Annotated in this window: 16 protein-coding genes and 1 tRNA gene; 8 read left to right on the top strand and 9 right to left on the bottom strand. The window is 50.3% G+C overall.

What is annotated here, in order from left to right; all coding sequences use genetic code 11:
• Both ACXAFR_RS20110 and ACXAFR_RS20105 read left to right on the top strand, forming a co-directional pair.
• Positions 1 to 361 (top strand): hypothetical protein (locus ACXAFR_RS20110; protein WP_475180146.1); only part of this gene is annotated, 361 nt, incomplete at its 5' end.
• Between the two features lie 24 nt (positions 362 to 385).
• Entirely contained in the window at positions 386 to 1,729 is a 1,344-nt protein-coding gene (locus tag ACXAFR_RS20105; protein WP_475180142.1) for a PepSY-associated TM helix domain-containing protein, read from the top strand.
• 32 nt (positions 1,730 to 1,761) lie between these two features.
• On the opposite strand, the gene ACXAFR_RS20100 is transcribed toward ACXAFR_RS20105, so the two are convergent.
• The 3 genes from ACXAFR_RS20100 to ACXAFR_RS20090 are packed head-to-tail and all read right to left on the bottom strand — an operon-like array spanning position 1,762 to position 5,296.
• Positions 1,762 to 2,523 carry a fumarate reductase iron-sulfur subunit gene (locus ACXAFR_RS20100; RefSeq protein ID WP_475180139.1) on the bottom strand — a complete coding sequence of 254 codons (762 nt, stop codon included), beginning with the start codon at positions 2,521 to 2,523 and terminating at the stop codon, positions 1,762 to 1,764.
• Positions 2,520 to 4,508: a fumarate reductase flavoprotein subunit gene (locus tag ACXAFR_RS20095; protein ID WP_475180136.1), complete on the bottom strand. Its 1,989-nt coding sequence runs from the start codon at positions 4,506 to 4,508 to the stop codon at positions 2,520 to 2,522. Before ACXAFR_RS20095 ends, ACXAFR_RS20100 begins: the two co-directional genes overlap by 4 nt.
• Positions 4,505 to 5,296, bottom strand: coding sequence for a fumarate reductase cytochrome b subunit (locus ACXAFR_RS20090; RefSeq protein ID WP_475180134.1), 792 nt, complete (start codon positions 5,294 to 5,296; stop codon positions 4,505 to 4,507). The genes ACXAFR_RS20095 and ACXAFR_RS20090 overlap by 4 nt, the downstream gene beginning before the upstream one ends.
• A 403-nt stretch (positions 5,297 to 5,699) precedes the next feature.
• Between ACXAFR_RS20090 and ACXAFR_RS20085 the strand changes: the two genes are divergently transcribed.
• The 4 genes from ACXAFR_RS20085 (at position 5,700) to ACXAFR_RS20070 (ending at position 9,611) form a co-directional block, all read left to right on the top strand.
• Positions 5,700 to 6,287 carry a gluconate 2-dehydrogenase subunit 3 family protein gene (locus ACXAFR_RS20085; RefSeq protein WP_475180131.1) on the top strand — a complete coding sequence of 196 codons (588 nt, stop codon included), beginning with the start codon at positions 5,700 to 5,702 and terminating at the stop codon, positions 6,285 to 6,287.
• 81 nt (positions 6,288 to 6,368) lie between these two features.
• Positions 6,369 to 6,779 (top strand): GFA family protein, encoded by a 411-nt coding sequence (locus tag ACXAFR_RS20080; RefSeq protein WP_475180129.1) that lies wholly within the window; start codon positions 6,369 to 6,371, stop codon positions 6,777 to 6,779.
• A gap of 220 nt (positions 6,780 to 6,999) precedes the next feature.
• Positions 7,000 to 8,715: a thiamine pyrophosphate-dependent enzyme gene (locus ACXAFR_RS20075; RefSeq protein ID WP_475180126.1), complete on the top strand. Its 1,716-nt coding sequence runs from the start codon at positions 7,000 to 7,002 to the stop codon at positions 8,713 to 8,715.
• Positions 8,716 to 8,792: 77 nt separating this feature from the next.
• On the top strand, positions 8,793 to 9,611 hold the full coding sequence (locus tag ACXAFR_RS20070) for a sugar phosphate isomerase/epimerase family protein (protein WP_475180122.1): 819 nt from the start codon (positions 8,793 to 8,795) through the stop codon (positions 9,609 to 9,611).
• Positions 9,612 to 9,651: 40 nt separating this feature from the next.
• Here ACXAFR_RS20070 and ACXAFR_RS20065 read toward each other — a convergent pair whose 3' ends face one another.
• Both ACXAFR_RS20065 and ACXAFR_RS20060 read right to left on the bottom strand, forming a co-directional pair.
• A complete protein-coding gene (locus ACXAFR_RS20065; protein WP_475180119.1) occupies positions 9,652 to 10,500 on the bottom strand; it encodes a hypothetical protein in 849 nt (282 codons plus the stop codon).
• Between the two features lie 64 nt (positions 10,501 to 10,564).
• Complete coding sequence (locus tag ACXAFR_RS20060) at positions 10,565 to 11,050, bottom strand: asparaginase domain-containing protein (protein ID WP_475180118.1); 486 nt, start codon at positions 11,048 to 11,050, stop codon at positions 10,565 to 10,567.
• Positions 11,051 to 11,107: 57 nt separating this feature from the next.
• On the opposite strand from ACXAFR_RS20060, the gene ACXAFR_RS20055 reads away from it, so the two are divergent.
• Entirely contained in the window at positions 11,108 to 11,728 is a 621-nt protein-coding gene (locus ACXAFR_RS20055; protein ID WP_475180116.1) for a Crp/Fnr family transcriptional regulator, read from the top strand.
• Positions 11,729 to 11,792: 64 nt separating this feature from the next.
• Positions 11,793 to 12,074: a N(2)-fixation sustaining protein CowN gene (gene cowN / locus ACXAFR_RS20050; protein WP_475180114.1), complete on the top strand. Its 282-nt coding sequence runs from the start codon at positions 11,793 to 11,795 to the stop codon at positions 12,072 to 12,074.
• Positions 12,075 to 12,168: 94 nt separating this feature from the next.
• Here the strand turns inward: cowN and ACXAFR_RS20045 are convergent.
• The 4 genes from ACXAFR_RS20045 to ybgF form a co-directional block, all read right to left on the bottom strand.
• Positions 12,169 to 12,244: transfer RNA gene (locus ACXAFR_RS20045), tRNA-Lys, on the bottom strand.
• Between the two features lie 265 nt (positions 12,245 to 12,509).
• Positions 12,510 to 13,187, bottom strand: a complete 678-nt coding sequence (gene queC, locus ACXAFR_RS20040) for a 7-cyano-7-deazaguanine synthase QueC (RefSeq protein ID WP_475180113.1) — start codon at positions 13,185 to 13,187, stop codon at positions 12,510 to 12,512.
• 47 nt (positions 13,188 to 13,234) lie between these two features.
• Positions 13,235 to 13,903 (bottom strand): 7-carboxy-7-deazaguanine synthase QueE, encoded by a 669-nt coding sequence (queE, locus tag ACXAFR_RS20035; protein ID WP_475180111.1) that lies wholly within the window; start codon positions 13,901 to 13,903, stop codon positions 13,235 to 13,237.
• Between the two features lie 100 nt (positions 13,904 to 14,003).
• Positions 14,004 to 14,891 (bottom strand): tol-pal system protein YbgF, encoded by an 888-nt coding sequence (gene ybgF, locus ACXAFR_RS20030; protein ID WP_475180109.1) that lies wholly within the window; start codon positions 14,889 to 14,891, stop codon positions 14,004 to 14,006.
• Between the last annotated feature and the right edge of the window lie 41 nt (positions 14,892 to 14,932).

Genomic DNA, 14,932 nt, shown 5'->3' with positions numbered 1-14,932 from the left:
CCCGCTATCTGATTCAATACAAATCGAAGCAAACCTTACACAATTTGATATTCTCAAAGATTTTAAACGCACCTCTGCATCAAATCCAGAATCATCGAGCTATACACGGGAAGGTCAGGTTCAAGACTATCGAAACAGTGGCTGGAAAACATCGGAAATTAAGATAATCGCTGATAACGTTGCGGAAAATTGGGGGGCTCAAGGTGTTCAATGGATAAACGGAATACGCAAAGAATGGTACGAGCTTACATCCCAAACTCAGATTTCGATTGGAATTGATAATATTACCGACGAACGTGCCTATGTTGCACATCCCTGGCCAGGGCGAACAGCTTACTTATCGTTTAGCGTAGATTTATAACGTGCTGTTTGTTAGGAGAGGAAGATGACGACCTATCGACAAACAAGCATTTATCGACTGGTGTGGCGTTGGCATTTCTATGCTGGCCTAATGTGTTTACCTATTGTTGCTCTCTTGTCACTTACAGGAGCCATTTATCTTTTTAAACCACAACTTGATACTTGGCGAGATAAACCTTATTCGAACCTGGAAATTACGGGAGCTTCTTTATCCCCCAACATTTTAATCAGCGCTGCCCTTTCGGCCTCACCTAATGGTGCACGCTTTCTTAGTTGGGAACTACAAAAAACACCAGACTCCGCACAAACTATAACCGTAATGTCCGGAGAAGAAAAACTACGCGTTTACCTAAACCCCTACAACGCAAACGTTCTAACAATTAAAAATGCCGACGACGATATAGCCTCCTTTGCCAAAATACTGCATGGAGAGCTTCTAATCGGCGATCGAGGATCGCTCATTGTTGAGCTGTCAGCATGTTGGACAATCGTACTTATTATTAGCGGACTCTTTTTATGGTGGCCACGTCGACCGGGTTGGGCAGGCGTACTCTACCCTAGGATCAATCATAAACGATCTCTTTTCTGGAAGGATCTTCACAGCGTTATCGGCTTTTGGTTTTGTCTACTTATCTTGTTTTTGCTAATCACCGGCCTACCCTGGACTACCGTATGGGGTGGGGCTTTTAAAGAAATTCGTTTGTGGTCCCAACAACGCGTTGAACAAGATTGGACGACCAACAGAATTGATCAGGTACGAACGTGGGGAGCGCAAGCGAGCGATACCGCTAATTTATCCCAGGAAGTTCTCACTACCGCGCTAAGCCTCGATATCGCACTTCCAGCGGAACTGTCCGTCGCTAGCCCAACCAATCTTGAACATAGCAGTCATTCCATAGATCACCCATCAATGACTCAACAAGCAACTGGAGGCGAATGGAAATTAAGTTCACTAAGCCAGAACCGATCAGTGCGCGACGACTATTGGATTGACCAAAGGACTGGAGGCATCAACCGTCATTTATCTTTTTCGGACAAACCTATTGCAGATCGTATTATCGGGTTGGGTATTGCTGCTCACGAAGGCCATCTATTTGGCGTAACAAACCAGATTCTTGGACTGATAACTGCTGCGGGAACAATTTTGCTCTGCATAAGCGGCGGCATGATGTGGTGGCAAAGGAGACCTTCAGGGAGACGATTCAAAGCACCCTACACGCGCCCTGAAACACCACTAATTATGCCCGCAACCGTTATTGCATTACTGGCTCTCTTGCTACCAATGTTGGGATTATCATTAATAGTTTTACTCAGCACTGAGCTATGCCGAAAGATGATTTCTACAATGCTGGGTCCAGTTTTTCGTTAACGTGTAACGTAAAACTAGGACACCTTAAAACATCAGAATGCCATCTTCGCCATTTTACGTCGCATATAGGCAATCTGCTGAGCCAAAGGAAGGTTTTTCGGACAGACATCTTCACAACCCAGCAAGGTCATGCAACCGAAAACACCGTCTTCATCACCAATGACCTGGTAGAAATCACTCGCCTCTCGCGTATCTCTCTCATCGAGATTAAAGCGGGCTAATTGTACCAGCCCCACCGCACCGACGAAGTTTTCTCGCATCTGGGCTGTTCCACAGCCCGCGACACAGCAGCCGCACTCGATACAACGCTCCAATTCGTAAATCGACTCCGCCGCTTCGGGCTCCATCACCGGCTCTAGCTTCGCTAGATCAGGACGAGATTCTTGTCCGTGAATCCATGTTTCCAGCCGCTCCGACATAGATCGCATCCATTTACCGGTATTAACCGATAAGTCACCGATCAGCTCAAAACCCGGTAAAGGTGCCAGAAAAATCGTATCCGGCAGTTCGCTGGTCAAAGTACGACAGGCCAGGGATGGCTTGCCGTTGATCAACATGGCGCAACTGCCACAGATACCTGCACGGCAGACAAAATCAAATTGCAGGGTTGGATCCTGAGTTTCACGAATTTCAGTCAGCACCGTAAACAGTGTCATAAAATCCGTCTCTTCAATCGTGTAAGACTGGGTCGTGGGCGCCGCGCCAGTCTCCGCAGGATTGTAACGAAAAATATGAAATGTCAGCTCTCTCGGTGCTGACGTTGTCGGAATGGTTGCCTCATGATTCCGAGTCATACCTCTTCCTCCAATGTCTGTTGATAGTGATAGCGCTGATTACCGCTGCGCAGGTTTTCCGGCAGCATACTTGCGTAAGGCATCACTCGTTCCTGTGTTTCTTCCGCGCTCAGGCCCTCTGCGTCAGCACGTATTTTTCTCAGATCAGCCTCTCTCAGAGGGGTTTGCTCATGCTCAATATGATCTTTACGGCCGTATCCTCGCCATCCCGGTGGCAACTCCATACTTTCAACGGACAGAGGTTCGTAAGCTAAATTCGGCAATTCACTTTTAGCGTCTGGCCAGACAACCAAGGTGCGCGACAGCCAATCCCGATCATTTCGCTTTGGAAAATCCTCACGGAAATGCGCGCCACGGCTTTCTTCACGCTGCAATGCACCCTGGGTGACACAGAGTGCGAGTTTCATCATGCGCGGAGCACGATACGCCGCCACTAATTCAGGGTTTGCACCAGCACCGCTGCTCTTAACGCCAATATTCTCCATGCGCTTTTGAATACTCAGCAAGCCACTAATCGCCTCTTGCAAACGTTCCCCGTGTCGGAATATCGCCACTTTCTCGCTCATAATGGTCTGCATTTCGCGGATCAGATGAAACGGGTTTTCGTCACCCGAAAAAGACGCGAGATGAGATTCCTGAGAACGCATAAAGTGTTTAATTAAGCCGGTTGAAAAGCCCCGATCCTGCTGCTGATCTGCGATAAACTCGGCCATATATTCACCGACGATCATACCGGCAACGACCGTTTCTGCGACGGAATTCCCCCCGAGTCGATTAAATCCGTGCATATCCCAGCAGGCCGCCTCTCCCGCTGCAAAAAGCCCCTTTAAGGTGGGCGACTCCCCGCGATAATCGGTGCGCACACCACCCATGGAGTAGTGTTGGGCGGGCCGTACCGGGATGAGGTCTTTCGCAGGATCAACGCCGAGAAAATAATGACAAATCTCTTTGACTTCGCGTAATCGGCTGTTGATGTGCTCAGCCCCTAGCAGCCGGATATCCAACCACAAATGCTCACCAAAACGAGACTGAACACCTTTACCTGCTGCGATGTGTGTCTCCATCCAGCGCGAGACAACATCCCTAGAGGCCAGTTCCTTTTTCTCTGGCTCGTAATCAGGCATAAAGCGATGCCCATCAGCATCCAGTAATAAACCGCCATCACCTCGACAGCCTTCTGTCACGAGGATGCCCGCGGGAAAGGTCGCCGTAGGATGAAACTGAACCGCTTCCATATTCCCCAACTGAGCGATGCCGGTTTCAAGCGCAATTGCTGCGCCCATACCTTCATTAATCACCGCGTTGGTGGTATTGCGATACACACGCCCAAAACCGCCGGTGGCAATACATGTGGCTTTGGCAAGATAGGTAATCAGTTCTCCAGTCATCAGATTGCGGACGACAGCGCCAACACACTGCCCATCCTCATGAATGAGCGACAATGCCTCCATGCGCTCGTGCACGGCGATGTTTTCTGCAATCGCCTGATTGCTCATGGTGTACAGCATGGAATGCCCAGTGCCGTCCGCAACATAACAGGTCCGCCACTTGCGGGTGCCGCCAAAGTTGCGGGCGGTAATCAATCCGTGAGCGCCCTGCTCTTCTGTTAATGTCACCGACTTTCCATCGATCACACTTTGCATTTGCCCCGCTTTTACGCGATTCCAAGGGACCCCCCAATGTGCCAGTTCACGAACCGCTTTGGGCGCCGTGTTAACAAACATCCGCACAACCTGCTGGTCTGCCCCCCAATCACTGCCGCGCACCGTATCCAGAAAATGGACATCTTCGTTGTCGCCGTAGCCTTTAACGCTGTTGCCAAGGCTCGCCTGCATGCCGCCTTGAGCAGCAGCCGAATGCGAACGTTTGGGTGGCACCAGGCTCAATACGATGACATCAAAGCCTCGCCGCTTTATGCCAATAGCCGCGCGCAATCCTGCCAGCCCACCGCCGATAACCAGAGCATCGGTATAAATCACCGTCATGATATATCTCCTGCAAAATGTAACCGCAGACTGCCGAGATAAGGTATTGCCGTTGGCCGCGGATCTTCGGACATCACCTGTGGTGCATAGCGCTCACCGACACGATCAGCATGCTCTGCACCAATTTTCATATAGGCCGCCAGGGTTGCGAGACCCAGCAAAAGAAAAAATACGGTAATACCCCATTTAGCGAGAGTTAAACGCCGACGGTTACGACGCGGGTTATTACCCAGAAAGAGCCCCCACTTGACGGCTAAGCGATAGATCCCGATACCACCATGAATCTCAACCACAAACAACAGCAGCAGATAAAGGGGCCACATGCGCCCGCTCCAAATGCGATCCGAAGAGGCATAAGGGCCAATATTGTCCGGGTGCATTAAGAGTTGATACAAGTGAATGGTCGCCAGAAACATTAACGCAAATCCGGTTAGCACCTGCACGTACCAAAGCCACGTATCCATATGGTGAAAACGCCCCATATGCCGATGCAGGCTGTGATATTGGCGATAACTTGAAGGAAACTTGCGCAGCGCAATGATGGCGTGAATCAACAGCAGGGAAAGAATCGCGACAGCCACCAAGCTGACCAGAATGGGATAGGACTTACCGAATATGGGTTCGCCTTCAAACATCCGGGAGACAAAGTACATAGCGTCTTTGCCCAACAGGATACTGGACACAAAAAACATGTGTGCCCACATGAACAACACCAAGAACAGCCCTGTAATTCCCTGCAACAAATCGAGCCGCGCAGGCCATGGGTTTAGCCGGGATACCGTTGACACTTAACAACCTCCTGCTGTCTGGTCAAAACTAAGCGCGGGAGCCGCGCCGTTAGGCCGTCTCCACACGGTCAGTATGAGAAAAACCCAGGGAGAGATAAAGACTTTATATTTACCAGACAAATATGACGTCACTGTGGCTGATGCAAATCAAACTTTCGACGCCAAAGGGATGTCTTCAAGCGACACCCAGCGCACCGTTGGTTCACAACCTGTGTCTCCTTGACAAAAGCCCTATCATTATGACTTTTGTCAAGGAGACACGTTGAAAATAGCTCTACAGTGAAGACTCAACGAATGAGTCAACTGAATGAAAACGCCAAGGTTTATTACCCTTAGACTACCATTCAGTGACGAGGCGAAACTCTATGATTTCCTGCCATCACGCAGGAGAGGCGCGACTTTTATGCCTGACCAACATTCCCGCCGCAAGCTCATGAAACAGCTGGCAACCAAATTTGGCGCAGCGACACGAAGCGCTGTTCTCGCCGCCGCAACGCATCGCTTACCCAATACCGGCGACGTCGCTCCCCGCGCACTGACCATCATGCAAATACAATTGATAAGCCGTCTTTGCGAGTTAATGATTTCCAACACACAATCCCAGGCGCATCAAGCCAGCAAAGTTACCGACTATATTGATGCTCTCGTCACAAAAATGCTCAGTCGAAAATATCAGTCGGCCTTTGCAGAGGGCCTGGATACACTGATTGAACACCTAGATAACCTCGTGAATATGCCTTTTATGCAGACCACTCGCCAGGAGCAACAGATCGCCTTGCGCAAGTTGGACACAACAGCATATTCCGACGAGTTAAACGCATCAAACTGGGCATTTTACAAAGAACTAAAAACACTCGTCCTCTTCGCAATCTTTCACTCAGCATCAGATAGTCCAAGCCTTAGCACTCCGTCTATTTCCCTCGATAATACGGCGTTTTTGCCACTAGACTATCAATTTCTCAAAAGCCGAATGAAAACAGCCGAACTCTGACTTTGCCAAGCTAACGGTGTCCGCTACTGTAGTCTTCTGTCGACCACGAGTTTGACACAAGGCTACATGGAGGAACCCACAATGCCATCCAAAGCAAAAGGAAAATGTCTCTGCGGCGCGGTCGAAGTCACCGCCACACTTCCTCACAACATCAGCTTATGCCACTGTGATATGTGCCGACGCTGGACGAGCGGTCCGATGTTTGCGGTGCACTGCGGTAGCGATGTTGAATTCTTCGGCGTACCACCAAAAACCTTCCAATCCTCAGATTGGGCAGAGCGTGGTTTTTGCTTACACTGCGGCTCACACATTTACTATCTCTACAAACCCAATGGTGAATATGCGCTGTCTTCAGGCCTTTTTCAGGATGTTCCATTTACGTTGCAAAGGGAGATATTTATCGATGAAAAACCGGCTTACTATGAATTTCAACAAGATACCGAAAAATTGTCGGCTGAAGACGTTATCAAACTCTATAGCGCGGACACTTAACGCCGCAAACAAACATCCAGCTTTGTAAAAAACCATCAACGTCCTGGTCTTGCTCCCCAAACAGGACGTAACTCCCTTCAGAGACCGCCACGACACACTAACTGCTTGAAGTTACAAGCGATCGTCAATGTCGGCCCTTCATCACGATTTAGTTGAACTCAATAACCGCATTACGACCACCACTCTTCGGCCGCAAGCGAAACCAAAAACCGGGAGCTTTATGATGTCTAAAACCGTCTCCGAAATTATCACTGAAACCCTGATCGATGCGGGAGCCCAGCGCTGCTATGGCATTGTTGGCGATACCATCAATCATTTTACCGACGCTATTCGGCGGTCAGAACTCGAGTGGGTTCACGTGAGACATGAAGAAGCCGGAGCATTCGCCGCCGGAGGCGAGGCTTATATGACGGGCAAGCTAGCGGTCTGCGCAGGAACCTGTGGACCGGGAAGCCTGCATTTCATCAATGGCATCTTCGAAAGTCATCGCAATGGTGCTCCCGTTCTGCTCATCGCCTCAAATGTCGATCGTCAGCAGGAAGGCCTGCAATTTCCTCAAGAACTCGATCAGACACAGATTTACAAGGAATGCTCGGTATTCTGTGAGCGTATTTCTCACCCCAATCAGGCGAGACGCATCGTGGCCATGGCTGCCCAAGCGGCCATTAATCGACAGGGTGTTGCCGTCGTCGTCGTTAACGGTGACATGTTTCTCGAAAAATCCGACGATGCCTACGCGTGGAAACCCAGTTATCCCAAGCCGGTATCCCGCCCTGACGACAGCGAGATGGCAGAGCTGGCGAAACGACTTTCCGGAAAATCCAAGGTAACGATTTACGCGGGCTATGGGGCGCGCAACGCTCACAATCAAGTGGTGGCACTGGCAGATCGGCTACAAGCTCCCGTTGTACACACGTCTAAAGCCAAGGAATTTATTGAACCCAACAATCCATTCAATGTGGGCATGACAGGCATTCTGGGCAACGCAGCTGGATTGCATGCCGTCAACAATGCCGAGGTTCTTTTATGCTTGGGTTGCAACTTCGCCTACACCCAATTCTATCCGAAAGATGCCGACATCATTCAAATAGACTTGGATGCCACAAATATTGGCAAGCGCAGTCCCGTCGATTTGGGACTGTGCGGCGACATCGCTTTTACGCTCGACACCCTGTTGCCCATGCTGCCAGAACAGCAGGACAAAAAGCACCTGTTGCAATCCCTTAAGCAATGGCAGAAAGATCGCCTCTCTTATTTGGATGAAGCCGAATCCAACAAAGACCTGATTCATCCACAAACTCTCACACACCTGATCAATGAAATGGCAGCGCCCGATGCCATCTTTACCGCCGATGGCGGTTCCCCCATGGTGTGGTTATTACGTCATCTCGATGCCAATGGTCGCAGACGCTTTTTGACTAGCTTAAGTCATGGAACCATGGCCAATGCTTATCCGCAGGCAATGGGTATTGCGAAAGCCTATCCAGATCGACAGGTTGTTGCCCTCTGCGGCGACGGGGGCATGACAATGTTGATGGGCGACTTGCTGACCCTGGTGCAGGAAAAACTGCCCGTAAAACTGGTGATTTACAACAACGCGTCCCTTGGGTTTGTTGAGATGGAACAGCGGGTCGAAGGCATGCTTGATGCATATACGGATCTGAAAAATCCAGACTTTGCCGCACTGGCCGAAACCTGTGGGCTGAAAGCATGGCGGGCAAAAACCCCGGATGAACTACCCTCCGCGGTCGAAGAATGGTTACATGCTTCCGGGCCAGCTTTACTCGACGTCAGCGTCAGCCGTATGGAACTTGTTATGCCACCGGAAATTGAAGCCAGTCAGGTCGCGTCAACGGCGCTATTCGGTGTCAAAGCGGTATTGAATGGCCGTACTAGTGAAGTCGTTTCCCTGCTAAAAGACAATTTTATTCGCTAGCAGATGGCTAGAGCGCTAAGAGATTCATTACCTGCGCCAATCTGCACTTTCGGCGGTTGTAAATGAGAGATTTAATTATGATGACAAATACGCTGGGCATATGCACCTGGACACTCGGAATCAACGATCTTGATCAGATGATGTCGACCATCAAAGAGATGGGACTAAATGCCGTTCAATATTGTGAGCCAGCTGACAAGTGGGAACCTCACGAGGTTACAGCAGCAGCCCAAAAATACGATCTACAAATACTGATCTATGACCCCTTTGACTGCTCACCGCCAAATGCCTCCGCAGCGACTGAAGAGAATGCTATCAATTACTATAAACGAGCTATTGATTTCGCTAAAGAACTCGGCGTGGGTCAAACACTACAGGGATTAAGTCGCTGGACAATAAACGCTGAATCAAGAACTAGCGCCTGGCAAGTGCTGGTTAAAATGACAAAAGCATTGGCTGAATATGCAGGTAAAAAACAAGTTCCGCTCGTTTACGAACCCTGCAATCTTTATGAAGTCCCACTGATTCACACGGCGACAGAATATCAGCAATTGGTCGACGACAGCGGTTGCAGCGATATCCAAATTCTGATGGACAGCTTTCATATGAATATCGGAGAAACAGACCCGATAAGTACGTTGAAAAACTATGGTACCAAGAACGCCATATTTCATGTCTCAGATTCCAATCGTGAGGGCATCGACCAGGGCAACATTAATTTCGAACAATGGCAGCAGGTGCTCGTGGAAAGCGGCTTTAAAGGGCCAACCGTTTTTGAGTTTGTACTCAAGACCAATCCCGTAAACACGCCACCGCGCAATGAACAAGAAATGTCAGAACTGCAACGACAAGTTAGACATAGCGTTCAACAATGGAGAAGCTATTTACAACAATAAGTCGCAAGCAAGAACGCTGGAAACCTCTAAACACAATGACTTACATACCTTTTCTCCGAATAATGCCAGTCGGAAGACGAGGGGTCACAACCAGCCCGACTCGCTCAATGTGCGCATTGACTTGAGCGACTCTAGCCTCAGTTTCCACTTTGATAATCCCCGAAACTAATTCATCGGCGTTAGCGGGTATCTCATTCCCATAGGAATCAAAGACTTCTTTAAATTCAATACGAACTTTCCCTGGGTCTGCCTCACCATCACCGGATTGCCATGACATTGTTGCATCCACAACGACCCGACCATCCTCGAGCGGCAGCTCGACATGGTTGGCTCTCAGTCTTACATAAGGCAAGTCAATTTTTTTCTGCAACACATGAATTTTGTCGAGTAAAGCCTGTCGCTCAGCAACCAGGCTTTCGTTGAGGGTAATTTCAGTTCCCCCTTGGCAGTAGGCGCAACTGACCCATTGCCAACCGGAATTCATAATATCCTCAGGTATCACAAAAGCTTCAACATTCTTTCGCAACTCTTTATTCAGCGAACGCAAATAAGAGATAACCGCTCGCGCTTCTCGAGACGCGAGCGCAAGGTCTGCGGAAGACACAAATAAGGGCTTATCGGCAACATTGTCGACGAGCGAAACACCCACCACAAAAGATGAAACACCGCCGAGTTCGTAATCGACAACATTCACCACCTGCTTGTGGGCATCCTCATTCGGAGAGGAGGGCTTTAAATGTATCAGCGCCCATTGTCTGGCCAACAACTCTTTATCAGAAAACGTCCTATGAGTCCCATCAATATAGGTTTCTGCATAGGTTTCAGAATAAACATTAAATGTCACCAAACAGCAAATTAAAGTTATAAAGCACTTAACCCAATTTTCCATAACACCCTAAACATCCATTTAATTTTCTAGACATTCCTGATCCGCTTTTTAGCGCAACGTTGTACTAATCCAAGGTTTCAAACCGCCCCGCTGCGCGATTTTTCTTAACGTGTCCCGCATCAAATACTTGGCCATTCATCGCGATATAAACACCTGATGACAGCGCCTGTACCATAGCAGATGCAAATCCGATATTGAATATTGCATCCGATGATCGGAGGCGAGCTGGCTGCATGGCTCCCACCAAGACGATGGTTTTACCCGCAATAGATGACAGCACCTTGGCGGTATCAGCCATGGTATCCGTGCCGTGGGTAATCAGAATCCGACTCTCTTCACAGTCGGTAACTTTTTGGCAAATCAACTCCCGGTCTGCGTCGTTGATTTCGAGACTGTCTTTGCGCATCAGCGGCTCGACAACATGCTCAAATGCAACATTCGCTTCGTCGAAAATATCGTGCAGAGCGGTCTCCCCTACCTGGAATTCGCTCAAGGCATCAAAGTAAACTTTGTCAATGGTGCCACCTGTGGTAAATATTCGTACTTTCATTTGGTTTCAACTCTGGCGCTATGACGCCAGCTCTACGACTGTATTGATTTGGAAACTATGGACGGCCACTCTCACTTTCTTAATGAGCACCTGCCCCCAGGCAACCTTCGGAACTACGATCCGAAAGCGCTGATCTCTCGCCCCGACGATCGAGACAATCGAGTTTTTGCACTGGAACAGGGAGAAGCTCGAATCTGCCTGTTTGGTGCCGCTCGTGAACAAACACTGGGATATCTTCAAGTAGGCAGTATCTACGTGACGCACACCTCGGCCTGGGTCGAAGCCCTGACTCATTGTACCGTTCGCAGCTGGCCAATTCATGATATTCGTGCGCTCTTTGCCCAGCACCCGGAAATGGCGTTAGGCACCTTGAGAGAGGTGGGCAAAATGCTGCAAAACGCCATTAATCTGGTGGAGGATCTCGCTTTTCGGTCGGTCGAAAGTCGTCTGGCGCGCTATCTACTTACGGAGTCTGAACAGCAACAGAGTACAACTGTGCGCCTGATTGGCTCCATAGAAGTTATGGCCAGCTTACTGGGAACATCCCGGCAGACCTTATCCACGCTCATCAATCGGCTGGCCAAGCAAGGTGTTATCTCACGGCCTGATCGCCACCATGTGACGCTCATAGACCAAAATGCCCTCGAAGCCCTAACCGATAAAATGTCAGCCAGCTGACAGACATAAGATCGCTCTCGTCGTAACGTCCACCGGGATCATCACACAACTCACGGGGGAAGATATGGAAAACTCAGCGGATCGTTACGTCAGTTTTTGCGGCATCGAATGTGACTTGCAAGCAAAGCGTTTGATAAAACACGTCAAAAAAGAGATTTCAGCATTGGAGAAAGACAATCGCTGGCGCCTCTATTTTGAGCAAAAATTCGAACAACAAGAAAAAATGCGCCACGACGATCTGTTCTACGTGGGGGCGCAAATGAATACGCTCTACGCTTTCTTTGACGAAATTAACGATGAAGGCGCCAAATCCATGCTGTGGAAATTGGAAATGGAGTGCTGCTGACGCTCTTGGGTTTCTGAAGCGGAGGCGACTACCAAGGAGAGAATACGACAAACAAAAAAGGCCCACCCGCCGGGTGAGCCTTTTTTGTTAAATATGGTGGGTCGTACTGGATTCGAACCAGTGACCAATTGGTTAAAAGCCAACTGCTCTACCGACTGAGCTAACGACCCAAAATCGTTCTAGAATTCGAAGAAGGTTTCTAAACACCTTTTTGCAAGCGGGGCGCTTGCCCAACTGCTCTCCCGGCCGCCAATCAAAGATTGTCGTCGTTCATCGGCTCGCCGCTGCGCGACTCGAAATCCCGATTCACCCAACTGAGCTAACGACCCAAATCAGGTTGCGTCCTGAGGAGGCGCACATAATAATGATTTGCTCTCAAAAGGCAAGTAGTTTCTTTGATTTTTTTAGGCTGAATTCGTGAACCAAAACAACAGGTTAAGATGCGTAGAGGGTCGGGTCAGCAAGCCCTGCGTCCAGAAACCCCTGTCGACGCAAGCGACAGCTGTCGCATTTGCCGCACGCTCTCCCCTCGTCATTCGCTTGGTAGCAAGAGATCGTCTGGCTATAGTCCACACCAAGCTGGGTCCCTGCCAGGACGATATCAGACTTACTCATTTGCAGCAGCGGCGCCTCGACTGACAAGTGCTGCCCTTCGACCCCAGCCCGAGTCGCCAGGTTCGCCAAAGTCTCAAACGCCTTGATAAATTCAGGGCGACAATCCGGATAACCCGAGTAGTCTACCGCGTTGACACCGACGAAGATCTTGCTTGCGCCGAGAACTTCGGCCCAACCCAAGGCAATGGATAAAAACACGGTATTGCGGGCTGGGACATAGGTGATCGGAATGCCTGGCGTCTCCTCTTCGGGAACGTCAATGGCCAAATCGGTCAAGGCAGAACCACCGATGCTACCGAGATCAAGAGCAACCACTTTGTGGGCTTTGGCGCCCTGCGCCAATGCGGTTTCGCGAGCAGCACGCAACTCGGTTCGGTGGCGCTGACCGTAATCAAAACTGAGGGCGTAGCATTCCAGCCCCTGGGCCAGCGCCATCGCTAATACGGTTGTGGAATCCAGGCCACCAGAGACCAATACCACGGCTTTTTTTGCTGTCATAGTTCAATCTCCGACGCCAGACTTATATGAAAAGAGTGAATGGAAGCTCAACGGCCCGGCGCGTCTTCCCAGAGAATTTTATGCAACTGCAACTGGAATCTAACCGGCAGATTATCTGCGACAATCCAGTCGGCAAGATCGCGCGCCGACACCTGTCCAAAGCTCGGCGAGAACAAGAGCTCACAGCCAATATCCGTCAGCTGATACTCATCGATTTTCAATCGAGCCCATTCGTAATCTGAGCGGTCACACAATACGAACTTAATCTGATCCCGCTCGGTCAACAGCGGCAAGTTGTTATACAGATTACGACTGACTTCTCCAGACCCGGGGGTCTTTAAATCCATCACTCTGCTGACCCTATCATCGACCTTGTCGACGGGCATAGCGCCACTGGTCTCCAGTGACACGCTATAACCCGCGTCGCAGAGCTGCGTCAGCAGCTCAAGACAACCGGGCTGCGCCAGAGGTTCGCCCCCCGTAACACAGACGTACTTAGGCGAGAATCCCGCAACTTGATCGAGAATGTCGTCCAGGGTTCGTTTGCTGCCGCCATAAAATGCGTATTCCGTATCACAATACTGGCAGCGCAATGGGCAGCCTGTAAGACGCACAAATACCGTGGGCAATCCCAGCGTGCGGGCTTCGCCTTGAAGGGAATAGAAAATCTCGGTGATCCGCACTTGCGTGACCACTGACGGGTGACTAGCTGACATGGAAGGCCGGAATTCGGTAGAGAAAGGCGTATGATAAACGCCGCAGCGGGCGCTGCAAGCACCCCGCGATAGACGGAGTGCAAGCGGCGGCGCCGTTATATCAATTCATAGAGCTGGAAAGGTAGTTCGATGCCAGGCGAGCCGCGTTGGTATCGCCTTTTGCAACCTCTTCGAGAATTTCACGTGCTTTGGCATCATCGCCAAGGCGATGATAAACGGTACCAAGCTTAAACGCCGCGTCAGGCGCCTTGGAGTGATCGCCATGCTCATCGAGCAAGCGACTAAACCAGTCACGAGCACTCTCCAGGTTTTCTTCCAACAGATAGATTTCACCGAGCCAATATTCACTGTTAGCCACATACTGGCCTTCAGGATATTTCTCTAAGTAGGCTTTGAACTGCACGATGGCTTCTGAATAATCTTTCTGTCGCAGGACAAGATCGATAGCCGAACGATACTGCTCCACCTCACCCATAGCGGGTGCGGCAGCGCCCGAGGCATTGCCTGCGCCAGCCGGATCGGTAGATTCGGCATCCATCGGAAGATTGCCACCACTGGCCGCCTCTACAGCACTGCCACCAGAGGTGATGGCACTCAAGCGGCGATCGAGGTTCACATAGTCGTCGAGCCGCTGCTGCTTAAGTCGACGCAACTCATAGGCTTGCTCTTCTACCAGCCCCCTCAACTCCAGAACTTCCTGCTGCAACAGCTGGACCTGGTTGTAGAGTTCCGCAGAGCCACCGAGACCGCCGCGACTGCGGGAAGCCGAAGCCGCTGTGGAAGGCGAAGACGTTGAAGGGGTTGCATCGCTGGTGGGGGCCTGGGCCAGCTGAACATTGGCGTCGGCGGATTCCTGGGAGCGATTAGCCGCCTCTTCCAACAGTCGGTTTTGACTATCGACGACCTCGACCTGACCTTGCAGACAGGCACTCAGTGAGACACAAACCACCGCAGTGATGGCGGCGGATAACGCAGTTTTTTTACTCATGGAAATTGCTTACCGGATTCGGGGCAGATGAGGCAGCAACA

The organism is Pseudomaricurvus sp. ABR4_320 (genome assembly GCF_056159445.1).
This window is presented reverse-complemented; position numbering and strand designations above follow the sequence as displayed.

What these genes read in the sequence shown, in the direction of transcription:
- ACXAFR_RS20105 (WP_475180142.1), top strand. Translation starts at nt 386, where the DNA reads ATGACGACCTATCGACAAACAAGCATTTATCGACTGGTGTGGCGTTGG.
- ACXAFR_RS20100 (WP_475180139.1), bottom strand. Translation starts at nt 2,523, where the DNA reads ATGACTCGGAATCATGAGGCAACCATTCCGACAACGTCAGCACCGAGA.
- ACXAFR_RS20095 (WP_475180136.1), bottom strand. Translation starts at nt 4,508, where the DNA reads ATGACGGTGATTTATACCGATGCTCTGGTTATCGGCGGTGGGCTGGCA.
- ACXAFR_RS20085 (WP_475180131.1), top strand. Translation starts at nt 5,700, where the DNA reads ATGCCTGACCAACATTCCCGCCGCAAGCTCATGAAACAGCTGGCAACC.
- ACXAFR_RS20080 (WP_475180129.1), top strand. Translation starts at nt 6,369, where the DNA reads ATGCCATCCAAAGCAAAAGGAAAATGTCTCTGCGGCGCGGTCGAAGTC.
- ACXAFR_RS20075 (WP_475180126.1), top strand. Translation starts at nt 7,000, where the DNA reads ATGATGTCTAAAACCGTCTCCGAAATTATCACTGAAACCCTGATCGAT.
- ACXAFR_RS20070 (WP_475180122.1), top strand. Translation starts at nt 8,793, where the DNA reads ATGATGACAAATACGCTGGGCATATGCACCTGGACACTCGGAATCAAC.
- ACXAFR_RS20065 (WP_475180119.1), bottom strand. Translation starts at nt 10,500, where the DNA reads ATGGAAAATTGGGTTAAGTGCTTTATAACTTTAATTTGCTGTTTGGTG.
- ACXAFR_RS20060 (WP_475180118.1), bottom strand. Translation starts at nt 11,050, where the DNA reads ATGAAAGTACGAATATTTACCACAGGTGGCACCATTGACAAAGTTTAC.
- ACXAFR_RS20055 (WP_475180116.1), top strand. Translation starts at nt 11,108, where the DNA reads ATGGACGGCCACTCTCACTTTCTTAATGAGCACCTGCCCCCAGGCAAC.
- cowN (WP_475180114.1), top strand. Translation starts at nt 11,793, where the DNA reads ATGGAAAACTCAGCGGATCGTTACGTCAGTTTTTGCGGCATCGAATGT.
- queC (WP_475180113.1), bottom strand. Translation starts at nt 13,187, where the DNA reads ATGACAGCAAAAAAAGCCGTGGTATTGGTCTCTGGTGGCCTGGATTCC.
- queE (WP_475180111.1), bottom strand. Translation starts at nt 13,903, where the DNA reads ATGTCAGCTAGTCACCCGTCAGTGGTCACGCAAGTGCGGATCACCGAG.
- ybgF (WP_475180109.1), bottom strand. Translation starts at nt 14,891, where the DNA reads ATGAGTAAAAAAACTGCGTTATCCGCCGCCATCACTGCGGTGGTTTGT.